The 21,806-nt window shown below is 71.4% G+C and carries 18 protein-coding genes; 4 read left to right on the forward strand and 14 right to left on the reverse strand.

What is annotated here, in order from left to right; translation table 11 throughout:
• Window positions 1-396 precede the first annotated feature (396 nt).
• Entirely contained in the window at window positions 397-3,045 is a 2,649-nt protein-coding gene (gene acnA, locus BS80_RS37140) for an aconitate hydratase AcnA (protein ID WP_035806239.1), read from the reverse strand.
• Between the two features lie 435 nt (window positions 3,046-3,480).
• Between acnA and BS80_RS37145 the strand changes: the two genes are divergently transcribed.
• The gene (locus tag BS80_RS37145) at window positions 3,481-3,888 is read left to right on the forward strand and encodes a type II toxin-antitoxin system VapC family toxin (protein ID WP_035806241.1); all 408 of its coding nucleotides are present in this window, start codon (window positions 3,481-3,483) and stop codon (window positions 3,886-3,888) included.
• A 51-nt stretch (window positions 3,889-3,939) separates the two neighbouring features.
• On the opposite strand, the gene argF is transcribed toward BS80_RS37145, so the two are convergent.
• The 3 genes from argF to BS80_RS37160 all read right to left on the reverse strand — a co-directional run bounded on the left by argF (window position 3,940) and on the right by BS80_RS37160 (window position 9,467).
• On the reverse strand, window positions 3,940-4,941 hold the full coding sequence (gene argF, locus BS80_RS37150) for an ornithine carbamoyltransferase (RefSeq protein WP_035806243.1): 1,002 nt from the start codon (window positions 4,939-4,941) through the stop codon (window positions 3,940-3,942).
• A 180-nt stretch (window positions 4,942-5,121) separates the two neighbouring features.
• Window positions 5,122-7,797 (reverse strand): polynucleotide kinase-phosphatase, encoded by a 2,676-nt coding sequence (locus BS80_RS37155; RefSeq protein ID WP_035806246.1) that lies wholly within the window; start codon window positions 7,795-7,797, stop codon window positions 5,122-5,124.
• Window positions 7,794-9,467 (reverse strand): 3' terminal RNA ribose 2'-O-methyltransferase Hen1, encoded by a 1,674-nt coding sequence (locus tag BS80_RS37160; RefSeq protein ID WP_063772154.1) that lies wholly within the window; start codon window positions 9,465-9,467, stop codon window positions 7,794-7,796. The genes BS80_RS37155 and BS80_RS37160 overlap by 4 nt, the downstream gene beginning before the upstream one ends.
• 114 nt (window positions 9,468-9,581) lie before the next feature.
• On the opposite strand from BS80_RS37160, the gene dapD reads away from it, so the two are divergent.
• Window positions 9,582-10,571 carry a 2,3,4,5-tetrahydropyridine-2,6-dicarboxylate N-succinyltransferase gene (dapD, locus tag BS80_RS37165; RefSeq protein ID WP_035807070.1) on the forward strand — a complete coding sequence of 330 codons (990 nt, stop codon included), beginning with the start codon at window positions 9,582-9,584 and terminating at the stop codon, window positions 10,569-10,571.
• A 179-nt stretch (window positions 10,572-10,750) separates the two neighbouring features.
• On the opposite strand, the gene BS80_RS38425 is transcribed toward dapD, so the two are convergent.
• From BS80_RS38425 to BS80_RS37205, 8 genes are all read right to left on the reverse strand, one after another.
• A complete protein-coding gene (locus BS80_RS38425; protein ID WP_051967680.1) occupies window positions 10,751-11,440 on the reverse strand; it encodes a DUF6099 family protein in 690 nt (229 codons plus the stop codon).
• Between the two features lie 169 nt (window positions 11,441-11,609).
• Window positions 11,610-11,921, reverse strand: coding sequence for a nucleotide pyrophosphohydrolase (locus BS80_RS37175; protein ID WP_035807073.1), 312 nt, complete (start codon window positions 11,919-11,921; stop codon window positions 11,610-11,612).
• A gap of 146 nt (window positions 11,922-12,067) precedes the next feature.
• Window positions 12,068-13,423, reverse strand: coding sequence for an AAA family ATPase (locus tag BS80_RS37180; protein ID WP_051967681.1), 1,356 nt, complete (start codon window positions 13,421-13,423; stop codon window positions 12,068-12,070).
• 181 nt (window positions 13,424-13,604) lie between these two features.
• Window positions 13,605-14,432, reverse strand: coding sequence for a putative RNA methyltransferase (locus tag BS80_RS37185; protein WP_035806248.1), 828 nt, complete (start codon window positions 14,430-14,432; stop codon window positions 13,605-13,607).
• A 14-nt stretch (window positions 14,433-14,446) separates the two neighbouring features.
• On the reverse strand, window positions 14,447-14,878 hold the full coding sequence (locus BS80_RS37190; RefSeq protein ID WP_035806250.1) for a hypothetical protein: 432 nt from the start codon (window positions 14,876-14,878) through the stop codon (window positions 14,447-14,449).
• Window positions 14,875-15,123 carry a toxin-antitoxin system HicB family antitoxin gene (locus BS80_RS37195; protein WP_035806252.1) on the reverse strand — a complete coding sequence of 83 codons (249 nt, stop codon included), beginning with the start codon at window positions 15,121-15,123 and terminating at the stop codon, window positions 14,875-14,877. Before BS80_RS37195 ends, BS80_RS37190 begins: the two co-directional genes overlap by 4 nt.
• A gap of 153 nt (window positions 15,124-15,276) precedes the next feature.
• The gene (locus tag BS80_RS37200; RefSeq protein WP_035807077.1) at window positions 15,277-16,575 is read right to left on the reverse strand and encodes a class I SAM-dependent RNA methyltransferase; all 1,299 of its coding nucleotides are present in this window, start codon (window positions 16,573-16,575) and stop codon (window positions 15,277-15,279) included.
• A gap of 344 nt (window positions 16,576-16,919) precedes the next feature.
• Window positions 16,920-18,977, reverse strand: a complete 2,058-nt coding sequence (locus tag BS80_RS37205; RefSeq protein ID WP_051967682.1) for an APC family permease — start codon at window positions 18,975-18,977, stop codon at window positions 16,920-16,922.
• A gap of 241 nt (window positions 18,978-19,218) precedes the next feature.
• On the opposite strand from BS80_RS37205, the gene BS80_RS37210 reads away from it, so the two are divergent.
• A complete protein-coding gene (locus BS80_RS37210) occupies window positions 19,219-19,884 on the forward strand; it encodes a potassium channel family protein (RefSeq protein WP_035806254.1) in 666 nt (221 codons plus the stop codon).
• Window positions 19,884-20,555 (forward strand): potassium channel family protein, encoded by a 672-nt coding sequence (locus BS80_RS37215; protein WP_035806255.1) that lies wholly within the window; start codon window positions 19,884-19,886, stop codon window positions 20,553-20,555. The genes BS80_RS37210 and BS80_RS37215 overlap by 1 nt, the downstream gene beginning before the upstream one ends.
• Window positions 20,556-20,623: 68 nt before the next feature.
• Here BS80_RS37215 and BS80_RS37220 read toward each other — a convergent pair whose 3' ends face one another.
• Entirely contained in the window at window positions 20,624-21,388 is a 765-nt protein-coding gene (locus tag BS80_RS37220) for a DUF3159 domain-containing protein (protein WP_051967683.1), read from the reverse strand.
• Window positions 21,385-21,792 carry an OB-fold nucleic acid binding domain-containing protein gene (locus BS80_RS37225; protein WP_035806258.1) on the reverse strand — a complete coding sequence of 136 codons (408 nt, stop codon included), beginning with the start codon at window positions 21,790-21,792 and terminating at the stop codon, window positions 21,385-21,387. The genes BS80_RS37220 and BS80_RS37225 overlap by 4 nt, the downstream gene beginning before the upstream one ends.
• Window positions 21,793-21,806: the final 14 nt, after the last annotated feature.

Genomic DNA, 21,806 nt, shown 5'->3' on the forward strand with positions numbered 1-21,806 from the left:
AAAGTGCCGGGTCGGTGACGTCCGTTGCCGTGGGTCGACGGTCCGTCAACTCTCCTGCCTCGACTGCGCCTTCACCGTGCCTAGCGGCGAAGGCGCCGGTCAGAGGCGGTTTCCTCGATGGGCAAAGGTATAGTCCTTTGTTCATCCGGCGGCAATAGTCTCCCCGTCGGTAACGCCTCGCCGGGGTCAAAGCGTTGTCGGCGGTGCAGCATGTGCAATGTGCAGGGTGCCTGCATATTTCACGTCCCTGCGCGGCGGCCCCCAGAATCTAACGCCGCACTGCGCGGTTGGCCATAGAAATGTGCACCTTCGCGCAACATCCGGGCGGGCGCGGACATGCGAAAGGGCCGCACCCCTCGCGCTGAGGGGTACGGCCCGTCGTGGTGCTTCGTGGGGTCAGCCGTTGATCAGGCTGCGCAGCACGTACTGCAGGATGCCGCCGTTGCGGTAGTAGTCCGCCTCGCCGGGGGTGTCGATGCGCACCTTGGCGTCGAACTCGATGTCACCCGCGACGACCTTGACGGTCTGCGGGATGCCACCCTCGTTGAGCGCGACGACGCCGGAGATCGCGAAGGTCTCCTCGCCGGTCAGGCCCAGCGAGTCGGCACTCTGGCCCTCGGGGAACTGCAGCGGCAGCACGCCCATGCCGATCAGGTTCGAGCGGTGGATGCGCTCGTAGGACTCGGCGATGACGGCCTTGACGCCCAGCAGCGCGGTGCCCTTGGCGGCCCAGTCACGGGACGAGCCCGAGCCGTACTCCTTGCCCGCCAGGATGACCAGCGGGGTGCCGGCGGCCTGGTAGTTCTGCGCGGCGTCGTAGATGAACGACACCGGGCCGTCGGCCTGGGTGAAGTCGCGGGTGTAGCCGCCCTCGGTGCCCGGCGCGATCTGGTTGCGCAGGCGGATGTTGGCGAAGGTGCCGCGGATCATCACCTCGTGGTTGCCACGGCGCGAGCCGTACGAGTTGAAGTCGCGCTTCTCCACACCGTGCTCGGTGAGGTACTGGGCGGCGGGCGTACCGGCCTTGATGTTGCTGGCCGGGGAGATGTGGTCGGTGGTGACCGAGTCGCCGAGCTTGGCCAGCACGCGGGCGCCGGCGATGTCGGTGACGGGGGTGGTCTCCATCGTCATGCCCTCGAAGTACGGGGGCTTGCGGACGTAGGTGGACTCGGCGTCCCACTCGAAGGTGTTGCCGGTCGGGATCGACAGCGACTGCCAGCGGTGGTCACCGGCGAAGACGTCCGCGTAGTCCTTGGCGAACATGTCCTGGTCGATCGAGCTCGCGACGACCTCGGCGACCTCCTGCTCGGACGGCCAGATGTCCGCGAGGTAGACCGGCTTGCCCTCGGTGTCGGTGCCCAGCGCGTCGCGGGTGATGTCGATGTTCATGTTGCCGGCCAGGGCGTAGGCGACCACCAGCGGCGGGGAGGCCAGGTAGTTCATCTTGACGTCCGGGTTGATCCGGCCCTCGAAGTTGCGGTTGCCGGAGAGCACCGACACCACGGCGAGGTCGGCCTCGTTGACCGCGGCGGAGACCTCCTCGGGCAGCGGGCCCGAGTTGCCGATGCAGGTCACGCAGCCGTAGCCCACCAGGTTGAAGCCGAGCTTCTCCATGTAGGGGACGAGGCCGGCCTTCTCGTAGTAGTCCATGACGACCTTGGACCCGGGGGCCAGGGTGGTCTTGACCCACGGCTTGACGTGCAGGCCACGCTCCACGGCCTTCTTCGCCAGCAGGGCGGCGCCCAGCATGACGGAGGGGTTGGAGGTGTTGGTGCAGGAGGTGATCGAGGCGATCACGACCGCGCCGTTGTCGATCTCGTACGAGGTGCCGTCAGCGGCGGTGACCGCGGTCGGCTTCGAGGCCTGGGCGGCGTACGACGGCAGCACCTCGGCGAACTTCGTGGCGGCCTCGGCCAGGCTCACGCGGTCCTGCGGGCGCTTCGGGCCGGCGATCGACGGGACGACGGTGGAGACGTCCAGCTCCAGGTACTCGGAGTAGACCGGCTCGACCGACGGGTCGTGCCACAGGCCCTGCTCCTTGGCGTACGCCTCGACCAGCGCGAGCTGCTGCTCGCTGCGGCCGGTGAGCTTGAGGTAGTGGATGGTCTCCTGGTCGATCGGGAAGATCGCGCAGGTCGAACCGAACTCCGGCGACATGTTGCCGATGGTGGCGCGGTTGGCCAGCGGGATGGCGCTGACGCCGGCGCCGTAGAACTCGACGAACTTGCCGACCACGCCGTGCTTGCGCAGCATCTCGGTGATCGTCAGCACCAGGTCGGTGGCGGTGGCGCCGGCCGGGAGCTCGCCGTTCAGCTTGAAGCCGACCACGCGCGGGATCAGCATGGAGACGGGCTGGCCGAGCATGGCCGCCTCGGCCTCGATGCCGCCGACGCCCCAGCCCAGCACGCCCAGGCCGTTGACCATGGTGGTGTGCGAGTCGGTGCCGACACAGGTGTCGGGGTACGCCTGGCCGCCGCGGACCATGATGGTGCGGGCCAGGTGCTCGATGTTCACCTGGTGGACGATGCCGGTGCCCGGCGGGACGACCTTGAACTCGTCGAACGCGGTCTGACCCCAGCGCAGGAACTGGTAGCGCTCCTGGTTGCGGCCGTACTCGATCTCGACGTTCTGGGTGAAGGCGTCCTTGGTGCCGAACTTGTCGGCGATCACCGAGTGGTCGATGACCAGCTCGGCCGGGGCCAGCGGGTTGATCTTCGCCGGGTCGCCGCCCAGCTCCTTGACGGCCTCACGCATGGTGGCGAGGTCGACGACGCACGGGACGCCGGTGAAGTCCTGCATGATCACGCGGGCCGGCGTGAACTGGATCTCCTCGCTCGGCTCGGCGGTGGCGTCCCAGTTGCCGAGCGCACTGATGTGGGCGGCGGTGATGTTCGCGCCGTCCTCCGTGCGGAGCAGGTTCTCCAGCAGCACCTTGAGGCTGTACGGCAGCCGCTCGGAACCATCGACGGCGGAGAGCTTGAAGATCTCGTACGACTCGTCGCCCACCTGCAGCGAGCTGCGGGCGTCGAAGCTGTTCGCGGACACGACTGACTCCTTCTAGGTGCTGGTAAGGTGAACCTAAGTTAGGGCTGCCTTACCGATAGAGAAGCGGGTACCTCTCGGCAAGTATCTTGATATCGAGATAAATCATAGCGTGGAGTTATCTCGATGTCGAGATAAACCATAGTGCATGGGTCGCCGCGGAGGGACCTCAGGCACCCCCTGGCGCGTCCCACTCTCCCCCACTTCTCCCCTACCTTCGCGCTGCCCCGAAGTCCTCGCCGAGTCCGGGCCGAGTCCGGCCGCGCGAGCCCGCGACACACCCGCGTGCCGCGGGCGTCCGGGCGGGGGCGACAGCACGGCCGCCGCAGGCGTTCGGGCGGGGGCAACAGCACGGCCGGGCGGCCCGGCGGGCTACGGTACGCGGGATCCCCGGCGCCGGGGATCCCGCGTACCGGCCGAGTCCAGGGAGCCCAGCCCATGATCGTCGTCGATGCCTCCGCCCTGGTGCTCGCGCTGGCCGACCAGGGGCCCCGGGGGGACGAAGCCCGGGCCGCGCTGGCGGCGGACGCCGAGTGGGCCGCGCCGGAACACCTGCTGATCGAGGTGATGCAGTCACTGCGCGGGAGGTACCTGGCGAAGGAGAACTCCGCCGAGCAGGTCGGCGCCCTGGCCGCGGAGCTGCCCGCACTCGCCTTCCGGAAGGTCGAGCTGGCGCCGCTGCTCGGCCGGGTCTGGGAGCTGAAGGACAACCTGACCCCGGACGACGCCGCCTACGTCGCGGTGGCCGAACTGCTGGACGCGCCGCTGGTCACCGCGGACCTTCGACTGATGCGGGCCAGCGGGCCGCGCTGCGAGATCCGCGGCATCGGCCTCCCCTCGGCGTGACCCCGCGGGCTGACCTCACGGCCTGGCCTCACGGCCTGACCTCACGGACCCTCAGGAGCCGAGGGTGGCGACCAGCACCGCCTTGATGGTGTGCAGACGGTTCTCGGCCTGGTCGAAGACGATGGAGTGCGCGGACTCGAAGAGCTCGTCGGTGCACTCCAGCGCGGACATCCCGGTCATGTCGAAGAGCTGTCGGCCGAGCACCGTGCCCTGGTCGTGGAAGGCCGGCAGGCAGTGCAGGAACTTGACGTCCGGGTTTCCGGTGGCCCGGACGGTGTCCATGGAGACCTGGTAGCTCCGCAACTGCTCGATCCGCTCGACCCAGACCTCCTTGGGCTCCCCCATCGAGACCCAGACGTCGGTGTAGAGGAAGTCCACGCCGGCCACGCCCACGGCGACATCCTCGGTGAGGGTGATCCGCGCGCCGCTGGCGAGCGCCAGCTCCTCGGCGGCCTTGCGGACCTCCTCGGCGGGCCAGAGCTGCTCGGGCGCGACGATCCGGATGTCCAGGCCGAGCAGTGCGCCGGTCACCAGCAGCGAGTTGCCCATGTTGTTCCGCGCGTCGCCCAGGTAGGCGAGCGAGACCTCGGAGAGCGGCTTGGTCGAGTGCTCCCGGACGGTCAGCATGTCGGCCAGCATCTGGGTGGGGTGCCACTCGTCGGTGAGGCCGTTCCAGACCGGGACCCCGGCGTACTCGGCCAGCTCCTCGATCAGCTCCTGCCCGTGCCCGCGGTACTCGATCCCGTCGAACATCCGGCCCAGCACCCGGGCCGAGTCCTTGATCGACTCCTTGTGGCCGATCTGCGAACCGGACGGGTCCAGGTAGGTGGTGAAGGCCCCCTGGTCATGGGCGGCCACCTCGAACGCGCAGCGCGTCCGGGTCGAGGTCTTCTCGAAGATCAGCGCGATGTTCTTGCCACGCAGCCGGGGCTGCTCGGTGCCCGCGTACTTGGCAGCCTTCAACTGGGCGGCCAGGTCGAGCAGGAAGCGGAACTCCTGAGCCGTGAAGTCGAGCTCCTTGAGGAAGTGCCGGTTCCGGAGGTTCGAGGCCATGCCGGGCTCCTGGGGTGACGGTGCGTCGGACCCGACGCGAATGGATGGCGCCCGGGGCGGGGACGCTGGATTGGCGTCACGGGTACGCCAGCACGGGAAGTGTATACGATAGATGGAATTTATATGCAGGACCAATCCAGGCTGGGCCCCGTGCCGACGACACGGGGCCCAGCCCAGCGATTACAACCTCGGATCCACCGGCTCGGACTCCATCGCCAGGACGGCGAACACCGGCTCGTGCACCCGCCAGAGCGGCTCGCCGGCCGCCAGGCGGTCCAGCGCCTCCAGCCCGAGCGCGTACTCGCGCAGCGCGAGCGAGCGCTTGTGGCCCAGCGATCGCTGCCGCAGCTGGTCCAGGTGCCCGGTGTAGTCCGGACCGTAGATGATCCGCAGATACTCGCGCCCGCGGACCTTCAGGCCCGGCTGGATCAGGCCGCCCGGCCGTCCCTCCCCCGCACCGGCGCGGACGAGCGAGGCGAGCGGCTTGACCACCATGCCCTCGCCACCGGCCTTGGTGAGCTCCTCCCACCAGGCGATGCCCTCGGCGATCGAGGCCTCGTCCTCGGTGTCCACCAGGAGCCGACCGGTCGCGCGCAGCAGCGGTTCCACCGGACCCGGCCCGCCGGACGCACCTGACGACGCGCCGGCCAGCGGCGACGCGCCCGACGCGCCGACGACGGCGGCCTCGTCGGCGGCGACCAGGCGGTCGATCCAGGCGAGGTGCTCGTCGTGCGGGCGCACGGCGAGGTTGGCGCCCTCGGCCGCCAGTACCTGGAAGGGCGCCAGCCGGATCCCGGTGAGCCCCTCGGTCGGCCAGCAGTACCGCCGGTACGCCTCGGTGAACGCCGCAGCGTCCGCCGCCCGCTCACGGTGACGGGCCGTCAGCTCGGCCAGCCCGTCGATCCCGCGCTCCATCGCCCGGCCGAGCGCCGACAGCACTTCGGGCAGGGCCGCGCCGGCCGCCGCACCGACGGAGGCGTACTGGCGTCGAAGCAGGTCCATCGCCTTCAGGGACCACGGCAGCAGCTCGGCATCCAGCAGCAGCCAGTCGGTGGCCAGCTCGTCGAAGAGCCCGGCCGCCTCGGCCGCCGCGCGCAACCGGTCGAGGATCGCGTCGGTCAGCTCCTGGTCCCCGAGGAAGGCCCGGCCCGTCCTGGTCCAGACGGCGCCGGAGGAGTCGATGCCGAAGCGCCGCTCCAGCCCGGCCCGCTCCCGCGCGACCAGCACGACGGCCCGCGAGCCCATGTGCTTCTCCTCGCAGACCACCTGGCGGACGCCGTCCGCGCGGTAGGCGAAGAAGGCCTCCTCCGGGTGTTCGAGGTAGCCCTCCCGGCGGGAGGTGGGACTCGGCGCCATCGTCGGCGGGAGGTACGGCAGCAGCCGAGGATCGAGCGCGAAGCGGCTCATCACCTCCAGCGCGGCGGCCGCGTTCTCCTCCCGGATGGTGACCCGCCCGTGCAGGGACGTCTCGACGACCCGGCGGCCGGCCACGTCGGCGAGATCCAGCGGACGGCCCTCCCGGGCGCCCGGCGCGTCGGTGGCCATCGGCCGGACCGGCGCGTACCACTCCTGCTCGGCAGCGACGGAGACCAGTTCGCGCTCCGGGTAGCGCAGCGCGGTGAGCGAACCGCCGAAGACGCAGCCGGTGTCCAGGCAGATGGTGTTGTTGAGGAAGGTCGCCACCGGTACCGGCGTGTGGCCGTAGACCACCAGCGCCTTGCCCCGGTACTCCTCGGCCCACGGGTAGCGCACCGGCAGGCCGTACTCGTCGGTCTCACCGGTGGTGTCGCCGTAGAGGGCGTGCGAGCGCACCCGGCCCGAGTTGCGACCGTGGTACTTCTCCGGCAGGCCTGCGTGGCAGACCACCAGATTGCCGTCGTCGAGCAGGTAGTGGCTGACCAGGTCGCGCATGAAGGCGCGGACCTCGGCGCGGAACTCGTCCGACTCGCCGGCCAGCTGATCCAGGGACTCCTTGAGCCCGTGCGAGACCGTCACCGGGCGGCCGCTCATCGCCCGGCCGAGCTTGTTCTCGTGGTTGCCCGGCACGCAGACGGCGTGCCCCGCGCCCACCATGCCCATCACCAGGCGCAGCACGCCCGGGGTGTCCGGGCCGCGGTCGACCAGGTCGCCGACGAAGACGGCCGTCCGTCCGGCGGGGTGGACGGCGTCGACCGGGCGGCCCTGCCCGTCCCGGGCGAGCGTGTAGCCGAGGCGGACGAGCAGGGTCTCCAGCTCGGAGCGGCAGCCGTGGATGTCACCGACGATGTCGAACGGACCGGTGAGGTGGCGCAGGTCGTTCCAGCGCTTCTCAGTGACGATCTCGGCGGCATCCACCTCCTCCGCTCCACGCAGGTGGTGCACCTTGCGGAAACCCTCGCGCTCCAGGCCGCTCAGCGAGCGGCGCAGCTCGCGGTGCTGGCGGGGGATCACCTGGGCGCCCATGTCCCGGTCGGGTCGCGAGCGGTTGCGCTCCGCGCAGACGCCGGGCGGGACGTCCAGAACGATCGCGATGGGCAGGACGTCGTGGTCGCGGGCGATCTTGATCAGCTGCTTGCGCGACTCGGGCTGGACGTTGGTGGCGTCCACCACCGTGAGCCGGCCGGCGGTCAGCCGCTTGCCGACGATGTAGTGGAGCAGCTCGAAGGCGGCCGCGGAGGCTGACTGGTCGTTCTCGTCGTCCGAGACCAGCCCGCGGCAGTAGTCGGAGGAGATGACCTGGGTCGGGGCGAAGTGCTTGCGGGCGAAGCTGGACTTGCCCGCGCCGCTGGTACCGATCAGCACGACCAGCGAGAGGTCGGTGACCGGCAGCCGTCGGTGCTTCGGGGCGTGCGGGGCGGCCAGGGTCTCATCGGTCATCGGGTCACGCTCCCTTCGGGAGAGGCGGTCGGGTCGGTGGCGGGTATCGCGGCGCAGGCGCCGGGAGCGGAAGTCGTGGCGGCGGCGGTCGTGGGGGCGGCAGTCGTGGGAGCGGGCGTACCGAGGTGGAACAGGGCGAGCTGGGTCGGCGGGCCGACCTCGGGATCGTCCGGGCCCACCGGCCGGATGCTGACCGTGTACCCGTACAGAGCGGCCACGCGCTCCGCCCAGGCGCGGAACTCGGCGCGGTCCCACTCGAAACGGTGGTCGGCGTGCCGGACGTGGCCCGCCGGGAGGGTCTCCCAGCGGACGTTGTACTCGGCATTGGGCGTGGTGACGATGACCGTCGTCGGCCGGGCCGCGCCCAGGACGGCGTGCTCCAGCGCGGGGAGCCTGGGCAGGTCCAGGTGCTCGATGACCTCGGAGAGCACCGCGGCGTCATAGCCCTTGAGCCGAGCGTCGGTGTAGGTCAGCGCCCCCTGGACGAGCCTCACCCGGGCCGCCTGGCGCTCCGACAGCCGGTCCAGGCGCAATTTGCGCTCGGCCGCCGACAGCGCGCTGGAGGAGACGTCCACACCGAGGATCTCGGTGAAGCGCGGCTCCTTGAGCAACGCCGCGACCAACTCGCCCTGCCCGCAGCCGAGATCGAGCACCCGGGTGGCGCCGACCTCGCGCAGGGCGTCGAGGATCGCGACGCGGCGCTGCTGGGCGAGCGGCACCGGCTTGGCGTCGGACGCGACCGCGTGCTCGGCGGACCCGTCCGCATCGGCTTCGCTCCGGTCGGCGGACGACGTCGCGTCCACCGCGTTGTCCAGCTCCTCCGCCTCCCGGTCGTCCGTCTCCGCGAGCCGGGTCAGCTCCAGACGGCGCATCGCCTCGTTCGCCAGCGACCAGCGGCGGTGCATGTAGCGACGGATGATCAGCGCGCGGTCCGGGTGGTCCGCGAGCCAGCCCTCACCCGCGTCGAGCAACTTGTCGACCTCGTCGGGCGCGACCCAGTAGTGCTTGGACCCGTCCAGCACCGGCAGCAGCACGTAGAGCTGCTGCAAGGCGTCGGCCAGGCGCAGCGAGCCGCTCAGTTCCAGCCGGGTGTAGCGCGAGTCGCCCCACTCCGGAAAGGAGGTGTCGAGCGCGATCGACTCCGCCTCGACCGTCCAGCCGAGCGGCTCGAAGAGCCGGTTCACCAACGGTCGCTGGTCCTGCGCCTGCTCCTCGGACGGCCGGTGGTCGTGCGAGCGCTTCTCGCCGCTGCCCGTCGCCACGGCCGGCAACACGATCCGCAGCGGCCGGGGCTGCTCGGCGAGACCGGGTCGCAGCTCGCAGACGCCCTTCATCGCCGTACGGAAGACCGTGCGCAGGGCCACCGCGAGCAGTGAGGAGGCGGCGTACGGGCGGTCGTTGACGTACTGGCCGAGTGCCGCGGCTCCGGAAGGCGCACCGGAGGAGCCGCCGCGACTCTTGCCGCGGCCGCGCCGGACCAGGGCGATGGGGTCGATGTCCAGCAGCAGCGCCGCTGTGCAGGCCTCCTCGCTCGCCTCGGGATAGAAGACGTGCGCCTCACCGTGCGAGGTGGAGAAACGCTGCGCCTTGCCCGGGTGCTTGTGCAGCAGGTAGCCCAGGTCTGTGGCCGGACGTTCGGCCGTACCGGTGGTGGAGATCGAGATGAACACCCTGGTCAGTATCGTCGGGCGGCGCCACCTGGGCACATGGTTTTGCGGGGGAACGGCCGTCCGCCCGCTGGGCGGGTTCGGCAGTCCCGGCCGGAATTCGTTACCGTGCTCGATGTGACTGCTGAATCCACCTCCCTCGCACGTGGCGCTGTTGCCGCAGGTCTGGCGACCATCGCCGCCGACGGCACCGTCCTCGACACCTGGTTCCCCGCTCCCACCCTGGTCGCCGAACCGGGCCCGGCCGGCACCGTCCGGCTGACGGCCGAGCAGGCCGAGGCCGAGCTCGGCGCGGGCGCCACCGGCGCACTGCGCTCGGACGCTCGCCGCGGAGTCGAGGTGGTGGCGGTGCGCACCACCATCGCCGCGCTCGACGAGAAGCCGCTCGACGCGCACGACGCCTACCTGCGGCTGCACCTGCTGAGCCACCGGCTGGTCCAGCCGCACGGCCTGAGCCTGGACGGCATGTTCGGCCTGCTGGCCAACGTCGCCTGGACCAGCATCGGCCCGGTGCCCGTGGACCTGGTCGAGCGGGCCCGACTGGCCGTCCGCGCCGAGGGAGGTCAGCTGGCCGTGTACGGCATCGACAAGTTCCCCCGGATGACCGACTACGTCGCGCCGTCCGGCGTCCGCATCGCGCACGCCGACCGGGTCCGGCTCGGGGCGCACCTCGCGGTGGGCACCACCGTGATGCACGAGGGCTTCGTCAACTTCAACGCCGGCACCCTGGGCACCTCCATGGTGGAGGGCCGGATCAGCGCGGGCGTCGTGGTCGGCGACCACAGCGACATCGGCGGCGGTTCGTCGATCATGGGCACCCTCTCGGGCGGTGGCAAGCAGGTCGTCTCGGTGGGCGAGCGCTGCCTGCTGGGCGCCAACGCGGGCATCGGGATCTCGCTGGGCGACGACTGCGTCGTCGAGGCGGGTCTCTACGTCACGGCCGGTACCCGGGTGACCCTGCCGAACGGCAAGATCGCCAAGGCCGTCGAGCTCTCCGGCCAGGACAACCTGCTGTTCCGCCGGAACTCGCAGTCCGGTGCCGTCGAGGTGATCGCTCGTTCCGGCTCCTGGGGCGGCCTGAACGCCGAGCTGCACACGCACAACTGACCTCCGGACCGACCTCCGAGGCACTCCCGACGGCCCGCCCGGCTGTCCTCCCCGAACCCCGGTCGCGCACCTCGCGCGGCCGGGGTTCGGCATGCGGCGGCCCGGGAGCGGGCAACCGGACGCCGGCGCGGGCGGCAGGGCCGGGACCGCCGGGACCGGCGCAACCGACGTCCCCCGCATCACACCGCACCGCCGAGCTGGAGGGTCGGCGTCCGGTAGCGCCGCGCGCACGGTGCCGAGTGCTCTGCCGGGTGCTGCGCTGGGCCGGCGGGAGGGTCGAGCGGGAGCAGCAGCCTCGACGCCCCCTCGACAGACTCCGCACCCGACTCCGCAACCGATGCCGCACCGTGCTCCGACACCACGCCCGGCTTCGGCGGCGCCTGATCGTCGGGCGGCAGCTCCTGATCGGGATCAAGGTGACGCAGCACCCGCAGCAGCTCAGCCAGCAGGTCCCGGCACTCGGCCTGGGCGTCCACCCCGTCGATGCACTGCCAGTAGACGCTCTCCGTCTCGGCACCGCAGGCCACGATGATCAGCGCCTCGGACGCCTCGTTCAGCAGCTGCCGCAGCTGCCACAGCACCGGCACCGGCTCGCCGACCTCACCCAGCCTGGCCGCCCGACCGGTAGGGGCCCACTCCCCCTGCTCCGACGCTTCGGTCCGTACCTCCAGGCAGCCGCCCGCGTGGCCGCCGGCCTCCGCCAGCAGGTGGGCCAGCGCGGCCACCTCCGCCACCGGGTGTTCGCCGAGCTGTCCGGCCAACGCCTCGGTGAGCATCGCGGCCTGCCACGCCTCCTGCACGACGTCCTGGACGCTCCGGGCCTCGGCCAGCGCGTGCCGGGCCGTCTTGATCAATCGCAGCGCGTCCATGACGTGCGCTCCTTCGCTCTCGTCTCCTGACGGGCCGTCGCTCGGCCGGTCAGGAGACGAGAGTGCGCGCGGATCCCAGGTCGCGCAGCCCCCTGTCGTAAAGCTGTGGACAACCCCGGTGCTGTGGACAACCAACGTCCCCCACCTGGCGTAATACCAGCAGGGTCGGTCAGCTCGGCGGCGGGAAGCGCAGCTCGTTGCGGTCGATCTTCTCCGCGAGTGCCACCAGCGGATCCACCCCCACCGCCGTGCAGAACTGCAGCAGGTACGCCAGCACGTCGGCCACCTCGTCACGGACCCGGTGCGCACTGCCCGGGTCGTCCATCACCGCGTCCGCCTGCTCCGGGGTGAGCCACTGGAAGATCTCCAGCAGCTCGCCCGCCTCCACGCTGAGCGCCGCGGCCAGGTTCTTCGGTGTGTGGAAGGGCTGCCAGCGGCGGACTGCGGCGAAGTCCGCCAGGCGTCGGCTCAGCGCGTCCAGATCGACGCCGGGCCCGCGGTCGGCGGCCGGAGCGGACCGCTGCCGCGCCGGATCCTGGTCCTGATCCTGGTCCTGGTCCTGGTCCTGATCCTGATCCGGCTGGGTCTGCGGCCGCGGCTGTTGGGGTTGCTGGGAGGAGTGCTCGATCACCGCTCCAGGTCTACCGCATCGGCGGACCCCGCACCGCCACCGGTCCACCCGACGGCACCCGCCTGCGGCCCGCGCGTCGGCTGGGCCGGCACGCACGCGCTCTCCGCACGCAGCACGCTGTGCCCCGTCATCGGATCCCGCCGGCACTCCACCAGCTCCACCCCCGCCACCGGCCGCACCACCACGGCGTCCTGCACCGCCGCCAGCAACCGGACGTGCTCCTTGCCGCACATCTCGCGCGCCAGCCGGAGCAGCCCCGCCGTCTGATCCGCCGCCAGCCCGGCCCCGAGGTCCTCCGCGAGCACGGTGAGCTGGCGGCGCGCCCACGGCACCTCGACGGCCGGGTCGACGTCCAACACCTCGGCACCGGTCAGCAGCACGGCCGCGAAGGCCAGCAGCCGCAGCATCCCGTCCGAGGCCTGGTCCGCCCCGGTCCGGCCGAGCACCCCTTCGTCGAACACCGCGAGCAACCGCTCCTGGGCCTGTGTGCCGCGCCGGGCCACGTCCAGTCCGAGCAGCGGGTAGGGGGCGGCCGACTGCACCGCCTTCAGCAGCCGCCCGTACCGGCGCGGGCACTCGCCCTGCAGCCGGGCCAGCACCGCCGACATGTTGGCCGCCGTGGGCAGCAGCCTGGCCTCCGCCTCCGGTCTGACCCATCCACGCATCAGGGCGGGCACGGGGTGCACCGGGAAGATCTCGCGCAGCGCGGTGAGCAGCTGCTCGGCGGCGGCCAGGACCAGGCGCTCGCCGGGCGAGGAGCCGGCCACCCGCAGCGGGATCTGCGTGACGATCAGAGAGGTGCTCGGGAACGGCGCGCGGATGTCGCCCTGCCGGCTGTCGTTGTGCCAGGTGACGTTGATCCGGCCGTTGCCGACGTCCTGTTCGCCGGTCTCCACCAGGGTCCGGCCGTCCAGCGCGAGCGACTCCCGGGCCACCCGCACCCGGCCGTCGGTCCGGATGACCACTTCCAGGCGGATCGGCCCCGCGCAGGAGCGCACGGTGCAGCCGAGGATGATCGCGTTGCGGCCGTGCGGCACACAGCCCAGCAGGCCGCCGCGCACCGCCCCGGCCAGCGGGCCGCCGGCGCCGCCGACGCCGTCCAGCGAGGGGCCGATCTCCTCGCCGAGGGCCAGCCGGGAGAGCACCGCGACGGCGTCCAGGGCGTTCGACTTGCCGACGCCCGAGGGCCCGTGGATCACCGTGACGGGCGAGAGCGGGAGGGTGGCACGCCGATAGGACTTGAAGGAGGTGAGCCGGACCTCCTCGACGGTGGGACGGACCGCCGGACGGACCACGGGCGCGGGAGCGTACGCGGGAGCGGGGACGGCTACGGGGACGGCTTCGCTGGTCACTGCTCCGACGCTACTGACGGCTCGACGCGCAGAAACGTGCCTGCGGCGGCGATTCATCCCAACGAGGATCCCGGATCACGCGCAAAGTCGGACCGGCCGACGTCCTGCGCAGGAGAAGCCGGCGCAGGAGAAACCGGCGCAGGAGAAACCGGCGCAGGAGAAACCGGCGCAGGAGAAACCGTCAGCGATACACCGAGAGCTGCACCGACCCCGTCACCTCGACCGGCTCCGGCAGCCCCGCGAGCCCCGCCGCGATCCGCGCCGGGTCGGTGTGCCAGGCGTTCGGCCCCATCCCGACCACGGCGGCGGCGTCCGCGTGCGAGAGCCGCAGCGTGAACTCCAGCTCGGTCCGCTCCACCAGCTCCAGCCAGGGGCTGAGCTTCTCGTCGATTCGTCGTTCCTTCTCCTCGTCCACCGAGAGCAGGCCGAGCGCACCGACCAGTTCCCGCAGGTGGCGAGAGGTGGGCGAGACGAGCAGCAGCCGGCCGCCGGGGCGCAGCACCCGGCGGATCTCGGGGCCGTTGCGCGGTGCGAAGACGTTCAGCACGAGGTCCGCGCAGCCGTCGGCCAGCGGCAGCGGGCGCCAGGCGTCACAGACCACCGCGCCGATCCTGGGGTGCGCCCGGGCCGCCCGGCGCAACGCGAACTTGGAGATGTCCAGGGCCGCGCCGCAGGCGTCCGGCACCGCGTCGAGGACGTGCCCGAGGTAGTACCCGGTGCCGGCGCCGAGGTCGGCGACCAGGCCGCCGGTCCCCCCGGCGGCCGTGGCCAGCGCCTCGGCGATCGGCCGGTAGTGCCCGGCCGCGAGGAAGTCCGCGCGGGCGGTCACCATCTCGGCGGTGTCACCCGTGCCGGTGTGCGCGTCGCCCGGCAGCAGGCTGACGTACCCCTGCTTGGCGACGTCGAAGGCGTGCCCGCCGGCGCATCGCAGCCCGCGTCCGTCGCCGCCCAGGGCGAGGCCCAGGCCGCAGTGGGGGCAGGTCAGGTACCGCTCGATGTCCTGGAGCACTGCAACACCCTAGATCACTCCGCGTCGGAGTCGTCGTCACCGTCCTCGCCGGAGACGCCCTCCTCGGTTGCCTCGTCCACCACCCACCCGTTCAGGCGTTCGGCGACGCCGTCCACGCCGAGCTTGCCCTCGCGGATCGCCCGCGCGAGGCTGCGCACCTCGCGTGCGGTGGTGGCGATGCTGCAGCCGCTGGCCACCAGATACGCGTAGGCGACGGCGGTGGCGAACAGCTCGTTGGTGCGTTCCAGGGCCGGCACCCGGATCAGCTGGTGGATCAGGGCGGCGGCGCGGTCCTGCGGTTCGGGGTAGACCGCGATGTCGAAGATCTCCGCCTGATGGCGGGCCACCGCGGCGAGGAGCGAGCCGTAGTCGACGACCTGGGGGTCGCCGGGGGTGTACTGCTCGGCGGTCATGAGCAGCCAGGAGAGGTCGACCTCCAGCTTCAACGACGCCCGCCCTGCCGGTCGTCCCCGGCCACGGCGCCTTCGCCGAACTCGGCCAGGAACTCGCCCTCGAACTCCTTCATGAACTGGGCGGCCGCGTCCACGAAGCGCAGCCCGGTCTCGCCCATGTCCTGCTGGACGAGTCTCTCGATGTACTGGTTCATGCTGATCCCCTGCTGTTCCGCCCGCTCGCGGGCCATCTCAGCGGTGGTGGCGTCCACCCGCACGTTGAGCTGCTTCTTACCCATGTCCTCGAAGCTAGCGCCGATGTGCTAGCACGACAAGAGCGCGCGCAGAGAGTCGCAAACCGCGCAGAACACGCGGATGGGGCGTGCGGACCAGGTCCGCACGCCCCATCACACGACGTCACACGACGTCACACACCATCGAACGACCAAGGATCAGCTGCCCGCGATCGGCTCCAGGATGGCCACGCACTCGAAGTGGTGGGTCATCGGGAAGAGGTCGAAGGCGCGCAGCGAGACCGGGCGGTAGCCGCCCTCGCGGAAGAAGGCCAGGTCACGCGCGAGCGCCGCCGGGTCGCAGGCCACGTAGGCGATCCGACGGGCCGACAGGGCGGCCAGGTGGGCCACCGTCTCGCGGCCGGCCCCCGCGCGCGGCGGGTCCAGGACGATCAGGTCGGTGGAGGTGATGCCGGTGCGCGGCAGCAGGGTCTCCACCGAGCCGCACTCGATCTGGACGTTCTCCAGCTCGGCCAGGTTGTGCTTGGCATCCTGGACGGCCTGCTTGGAGGACTCGATGCCGAGCACCGCGCCCTCCTCGCCGACCCGGTCGGCCAGCGCGCCGGCGAAGAGGCCGACCCCGCAGTAGAGGTCGAGCGCGCTCTCGCCGTACTGCGGGTCGAGCCCGTCCAGCACGGCACCCACCAGGGTGTCCGGGGCCTCGGGGTGGATCTGCCAGAAGCCGCCGTTGCTGACCCGCCAGGTGCGCCCGGCCGCCCGCTCGCGCACGAAGTTGCGTCCGTGCACCCGGTGGAAGAGGTCCTGGGAGTCGACCCGGGAGAGCGAGACCGGCTTGTCCAGCTCGACCAGCGGCAGCTGCTCGCCCGGCAGCGGGCGCAGGATCAGCTGACGGTCGGAGGAGCCGCTGGCGGCGATCACCTCGACCGAGCCGAGCCCGGTCCAGTCGCGGGACTCGATGCCCAGCTCCGTCACGCCGGGGGAGGCGATCAGGCAGCGGTCGATGAGCTGGAGGTCGTGCGAGCGGTGCTTGCGCAGGCCGACCTCGCCGGTCTCGGCGTCCACCGTGTACTGGACGCGGGTGCGCCAGGCCGGTACCTCGCCGGGCGGCAGCTTGCCGCCCACCGGCTCGACACTGCCGTCCCAGCCCGCCTCGGCGGGGGTGAGGCCGGCCAGCTTGGCCAGCTGCTCGGTGAGGACGTTGCCCTTGAGCTTGCGCTGGCCGCCCGGGCTGACGTGCTGCCAGTCGCAGCCGCCGCACTTGCCGGGGCCGGAGAACGGGCACGGCGGCTCGATCCGGTCCTTGGAGGCCTCCAGGACCTCCACCGCGTCCGCGCGCAGGAAGCGCGAGTTGGTGGTGCCCTCGGTGACCTGGGCGATCACCCGCTCGCCCGGCAGCGCGTGCCGCACGAAGAGCACCCGGCCCTCGTGCCGGGCCACGCAGTGCCCGCCACCGTGCGCGACGGCGCCGACCTCGACCTCGTAGCGCTCACCGACCAGCGGCTCGCCGCCGGGCCCCCGCGGCGCGGCGGCGCGGGTGGGACGGGCGGTGCGCGGCGCGTCGCCCTGGTTGCGGGGCGTGCGCGGGGTGCGCGGGGTACGCGGCGTGCGGGGCTCGCGCGGGGTCCGCGGCTGGGCCGCGGGCCGCTCGGCGGGCGTCGGCTCGGCGGGGACCACCGGGGCGGTCTCGACCGAGAGGCCGTCCCGGTCGGTGGCCGACGGCCGCGCGGGCTTGTTCGACCAGCGCGGCCGGGCGACCTGCCCGGGCTTGCCGGTCGAGGCACCCTTGCCCCCCTTTTTGGGCTGTCCGGACTTGCCCGACGAACGGGGCGGGGTGTTGCGACTCACGAAATGGCGTCCTTGCTGGCATCGGCGGCGTTCTCGACGGAACCCGACGGTACCGTGCCCGCCCGCGGTTCGCCGCGTCGAACGGCGCCGGGCGCCGTCCACGCGCGCTGGGTACGGCGCCGCTCGGACGATTCCAGCTGCCATGGGACGGAGGTCACCATCACGCCGGGCTTGAAGAGCAGCCGCCCCTTGAGCCGCAGCGCGCTCTGGTTGTGCAGCAGGTGCTCGTACCAGTGGCCGACCACGTACTCGGGGATGTAGACGCTGACCACGTCGCGCGGGCTGCTGCGGCGCAGGTTCTTGACGTACTCCAGGACCGGCCCGCTGATCTCGCGATACGGCGAGTCCAGCACCTTGAGCGGCACCGCGACCCCGCGTGCCTCCCAGTCCTCGCGCAGCGACGCGGTGTCCTGCGGGTCCACGTTGACGGTGATCGCCTCCAGGACGTCCGCCCGCGCCAGCCGCGCGTACGCCAGCGCCCGCAGGGCGGGCTTGTGCAGCTTGGAGACCAGCACGATGGCGTGCACCCGGGTCGGCAGGACGGTGTCGTCGGGCTCCTCCGCGGCGACCAGCTCCCGGGAGACGGTGTCGTAGTGGCGGCGGATCGCCTTCATCATCACGAACAGCACGCACATGGTCGCGATGGCGATCCAGGCGTGGCCGATCTTGGTGACCAGGACGACGAGCAGCACGGCCGCGGTCATCACCAGACCGAAGGTGTTGATCGCCCGCGAGCGCTGCATCCGGCGGCGCTCCTTGGCGTCCGTCTCGGTGCGCAGCAGCCGGGTCCAGTGCCGGATCATGCCGGACTGGCTCATGTTGAAGGAGACGAAGACGCCGACGATGTAGAGCTGGATCAGGCGGTTGGGGTCGGCGCCGAAGGCCACGATGAAGAGGATCGCGGCGCCGGCCAGCAGGATGATGCCGTTGGAGAAGGCCAGCCGGTCGCCACGGGTGTGCAGCTGGCGCGGCAGGTAGCGGTCCTGGGCGAGGATCGAGCCGAGCACCGGGAAGCCGTTGAAGGCGGTGTTGGCGGCCAGCACCAGGATCAGGCCGGTGACGGCCGCGATGAAGTAGAAGCCCGGCGTGAAGTTGGAGAAGACCGCCTCGCTGATCTGCGCCAGCGCCGTCTTCTGGTGGTAGCCGGCGGGCGAGCCGAGCAGCTGCTGGGCGGGGTTCTCCGCCATCTGCGTGCCCGTGAGGTGGGCCAGGTAGATGATCCCCATGAACATGGTGACCGCGATGGTGGCCATCAGCAGCAGCGTGGTGGCGGCGTTCTTGCTCTTGGGCTTGCGGAAGGCCGGCACACCGTTGCTGATCGCCTCGACGCCGGTGAGCGCCGCGCAGCCCGAGGAGAACGCCTTGAGCAGCAGGAAGACCAGGGCGAAGCCGGTGACGGTCTCGTTGCCCGGGGTCGGCTGGAGGTGGAACCCGGCACTCTCGGCGTGCATGGTCGTGCCGAAGACCAGGTGGCGGACCAGGCCGTAGAGCACCATCCCTATGACCCCGGCCATGAAGGCGTAGGTGGGGACGGCGAAGGCCGATCCGGACTCCCGGACCCCGCGCAGGTTCATGCCCATCAGGACGAGGACCAGCAGCACGCTGATCCCCATCTCGTGGCCGCGCAGCGCGGGTACGGCCGAGACCACGTTCGCCACGCCGGAGGTCGTCGACACCGCCACGGTGAGCACGTAGTCGACCATCAGGGCGCTGGCCACCACCAGGCCCGACTTGGGTCCGTGGTTGACGGTGGCGACCTCGTAGTCGCCGCCGCCGCTGGGGTAGGCATGGACGTTCTGCCGGTAGGACGCCACCACGGCGAGCATCACGACGGCGACGACGACGCCGATCTGCCAGGAGAAGTGGATCGCCGAGACACCGGCCAGCGACAGCGTGAGGAGGATCTCCTCCGGGGCGTAGGCCACCGAGGAGAGCGCGTCGGAGGCGAAGACCGGGAGCGCGATGCGCTTGGGGAGGAGGGTCTCACCGAGCTTGTCGCTGCGCAGGGCGCGACCGATGAGGATGCGTTTGGGGACGTCCGTCAGATTGGGCACGTTAAGAAAGCGTAAGGGTTCCCGATTACAGGGTTGCGGCAGGTCCGGGGTTCATCGCTGTCCCGTTCGAAAGACCCGCTAGCGTGTCGGATGATGAGCTTGCGGGCAACACTTCAGTTGCCGAGCCGCCGCCCAGCTGGGAGACGGCGTGAAGGACCCCCGAACGCTGGGGGCACGGAAGGATGATGAACGGTGTCTGTCCAGGTCAAGGCCCCAACGGATCGGGTGAGGTAGCGACACCGTGCACATCGTCATCATGGGCTGCGGCCGGGTGGGTTCCGCCCTCGCCAGAGCGCTGGAGAAGCAGGGCCACTCGGTGGCCGTGGTGGACCAGGACCCGACGGCGTTCCGTCGCCTGGGCGCCGGGTTCAACGGTCAGCGGGTGACCGGTGTCGGCTTCGACCAGGACACCCTGCGGGAGGCCGGCATCGAGGAGGCGGGGGCCTTCGCCGCCGTCAGCAGCGGCGACAACTCGAACATCATCGCGGCCCGGGTGGCCCGGGAGAACTTCGGCGTCGAGCACGTCGCGGCCCGGATCTACGACCCCCGTCGCGCCGAGGTGTACCAGCGCCTGGGCATCCCCACCGTGGCGACCGTCCGCTGGACCGCCGACCAGATGCTGCGCCGACTGCTGCCCAGCGGCTCCGAGCCGCTCTGGACGGACCCGAGCGGGACGGTCCAGCTCGCCGAGGTGCCGTTCGCCACCGTGTGGATCGGTCGCCGGATCGGGGAGCTGGAGGAGGCCTCCGGGACCAGGGTCGCGTTTGTCACCCGTCTGGGTGAAGGTGTGCTGCCGACACCGCAGATGGTGCTGCAGGAGGGTGATCTGGTGCAGGTGATGCTGCGCCGGGCGGATCTGGCGGCGGTCGAGGCCGCGTTCGCCAAGGGCCCGGAGGAGGGTCACTGATGCGAGTCGCAATTGCGGGAGCGGGCGCGGTCGGCCGGTCGATCGCGGCCGAGCTGCTGGAGAACGGCCACGAGGTCCTGCTCGTGGACAAGAACCCGAACTCGATCTCGGTCGAGCGGGTCCCGATGGCGGAGTGGCTGCTGGCCGACGCCTGCGAGATCACCTCGCTGGACGAGGCGGCCCTGCAGCACTGTCACGTGGTCATCGCCGCGACGGGTGACGACAAGGTCAACCTGGTGGTCTCGCTGCTGGCGAAGACCGAGTACGGCGTGCCGCGGGTGGTCGCCCGGGTGAACAACCCGAAGAACGAGTGGCTCTTCAACGAGTCCTGGGGCGTCGACGTGGCCGTCTCCACCCCGCGGCTGATGTCCGCGCTGGTGGAGGAGGCGGTGAGCGTCGGCGACCTGGTCCGGCTGATGCGCTTCAGCCAGGGCAACGCCAACCTCGTGGAGCTGACGCTGGCCGCGGACACCGAGCTGGTGGGGACCCGGGTCGGCGACGTCAGCTGGCCGACCGACACCGCGCTGGTCACCATCATCCGGGCCGGCCGGGTGCTCGTGCCGGGCAAGGACGACACCCTGGAGGGCGGCGACGAGCTGCTCTTCGTGGCGGCCCAGGAGCGCGAGGAGGAGCTGGAGGACCTGCTCTCGGCGGGCTCCGGCGCCCAGTAGCGCAGCCGTAGCGCGGCAGGTACGCATGACGAAGGGCCCGTACCCCGGTGGGTACGGGCCCTTCGGCGTCAGCGGGCGGGATCCTCGTCGGGCTCCTCCGCCTTGATGGGCGGTGGGGCGGTCAGCAGGATCCGCCAGGTCACGTACATCGCCAGCAGCATCGGCGGGATGCCCAGGGCGACCTTGAGCCAGCCCAGCAGGTTGACGTTGCCGGTGAAGTAGAGCGGGAAGAGGATCACCGGCTTGATGCCCATGATCACCACCCAGGCCCAGGTGGCCTTGGTGTACGCGGCCAGCCGGCCCGGGTTCTGGGTCCGCCAGGTGAACATCTCACCGGTCACCGGGCCGAGCGTCACCCCGATCACCGGCCAGCGCACCAGCGCGGAGACCGCCAGCACGATGCAGTAACCGACGTTGTAGAGCAGGCCCGGCAGGTAGAAGTTCTCCGCCTTGCCGGTCTTCATCGAGATCCAGGCGCCGATCGCCACGCCGAAGACGCCGCCGAAGGCGTGCTGGATGGTCTCCCGGCGCAGCAGCCGCAGCACCACCAGGATGCCGCTCAGGCCGAGCGCCCCCCAGGCCGCCGTGGAGACCTGGTGGGTGATGTTGAAGGTGAGGATGAAGACCAGACCCGGGAGGGTCATGTCGATCATGCCGCGGACGCCACCGAAGGCCTTGATCACCGTGTCGGCGGCCTCGCGGGAGGCCGCGGCCTCACGGGCGGCGGCCTCCTCGGGCGTCTCGGGCGTCTGTGCGGGCGGCTCGTCGACCTGCGTGAGCGCAGCGGCGAGCGGAGCGGCGGCGTCGTGTTCGCCGCCGGGCGGATTGGTCACTGGTGATCGCTCCCCTGTCCCACCGGACGCAGTTCGTAGCGAGGGTTGAACAGCACGCGGCGCCCGCGTGCGTGGCCGATCCGGCCACTGGCGATCATGCGGCGGCCGGGCTCTATGCCCGCGATCGAGCGACGGCCGAGCCAGACCACGTCCAAGGCCTCGGAGCCGTCGAACAGCTCGGCCTCCAGGGCCGGCACACCGGCCCTGGGCCGCAGGGTCACGGTCCGCAGGGTGCCTGCCACCGTGACCACTTCGCGGTCCCCGCAACTGGCGATCGGAGTGCATCCCGACTCCGCCGTGTCCTGGCGCAGCTCCTCCGCCTGGAGCTCCTCCTGGCTGGAGGTGAGGCGGCTGAACATCCGGCGCAGGCGGCCCTGCGACTGGTCGCTGCTGTTACCACTCATGTCGGAAGGGTACC

The sequence above is a fragment of the Kitasatospora mediocidica KCTC 9733 genome, assembly GCF_000744225.1.
Lineage (GTDB): Bacteria > Actinomycetota > Actinomycetes > Streptomycetales > Streptomycetaceae > Kitasatospora > Kitasatospora mediocidica.

What these genes read in the sequence shown, in the direction of transcription:
- BS80_RS37195 (WP_035806252.1), bottom strand. Translation starts at nt 15,123, where the DNA reads ATGGGTAAGAAGCAGCTCAACGTGCGGGTGGACGCCACCACCGCTGAG.
- BS80_RS38425 (WP_051967680.1), bottom strand. Translation starts at nt 11,440, where the DNA reads ATGGACGCGCTGCGATTGATCAAGACGGCCCGGCACGCGCTGGCCGAG.
- BS80_RS37145 (WP_035806241.1), top strand. Translation starts at nt 3,481, where the DNA reads ATGATCGTCGTCGATGCCTCCGCCCTGGTGCTCGCGCTGGCCGACCAG.
- BS80_RS37215 (WP_035806255.1), top strand. Translation starts at nt 19,884, where the DNA reads ATGCGAGTCGCAATTGCGGGAGCGGGCGCGGTCGGCCGGTCGATCGCG.
- BS80_RS37155 (WP_035806246.1), bottom strand. Translation starts at nt 7,797, where the DNA reads ATGACCGATGAGACCCTGGCCGCCCCGCACGCCCCGAAGCACCGACGG.
- argF (WP_035806243.1), bottom strand. Translation starts at nt 4,941, where the DNA reads ATGGCCTCGAACCTCCGGAACCGGCACTTCCTCAAGGAGCTCGACTTC.
- BS80_RS37225 (WP_035806258.1), bottom strand. Translation starts at nt 21,792, where the DNA reads ATGAGTGGTAACAGCAGCGACCAGTCGCAGGGCCGCCTGCGCCGGATG.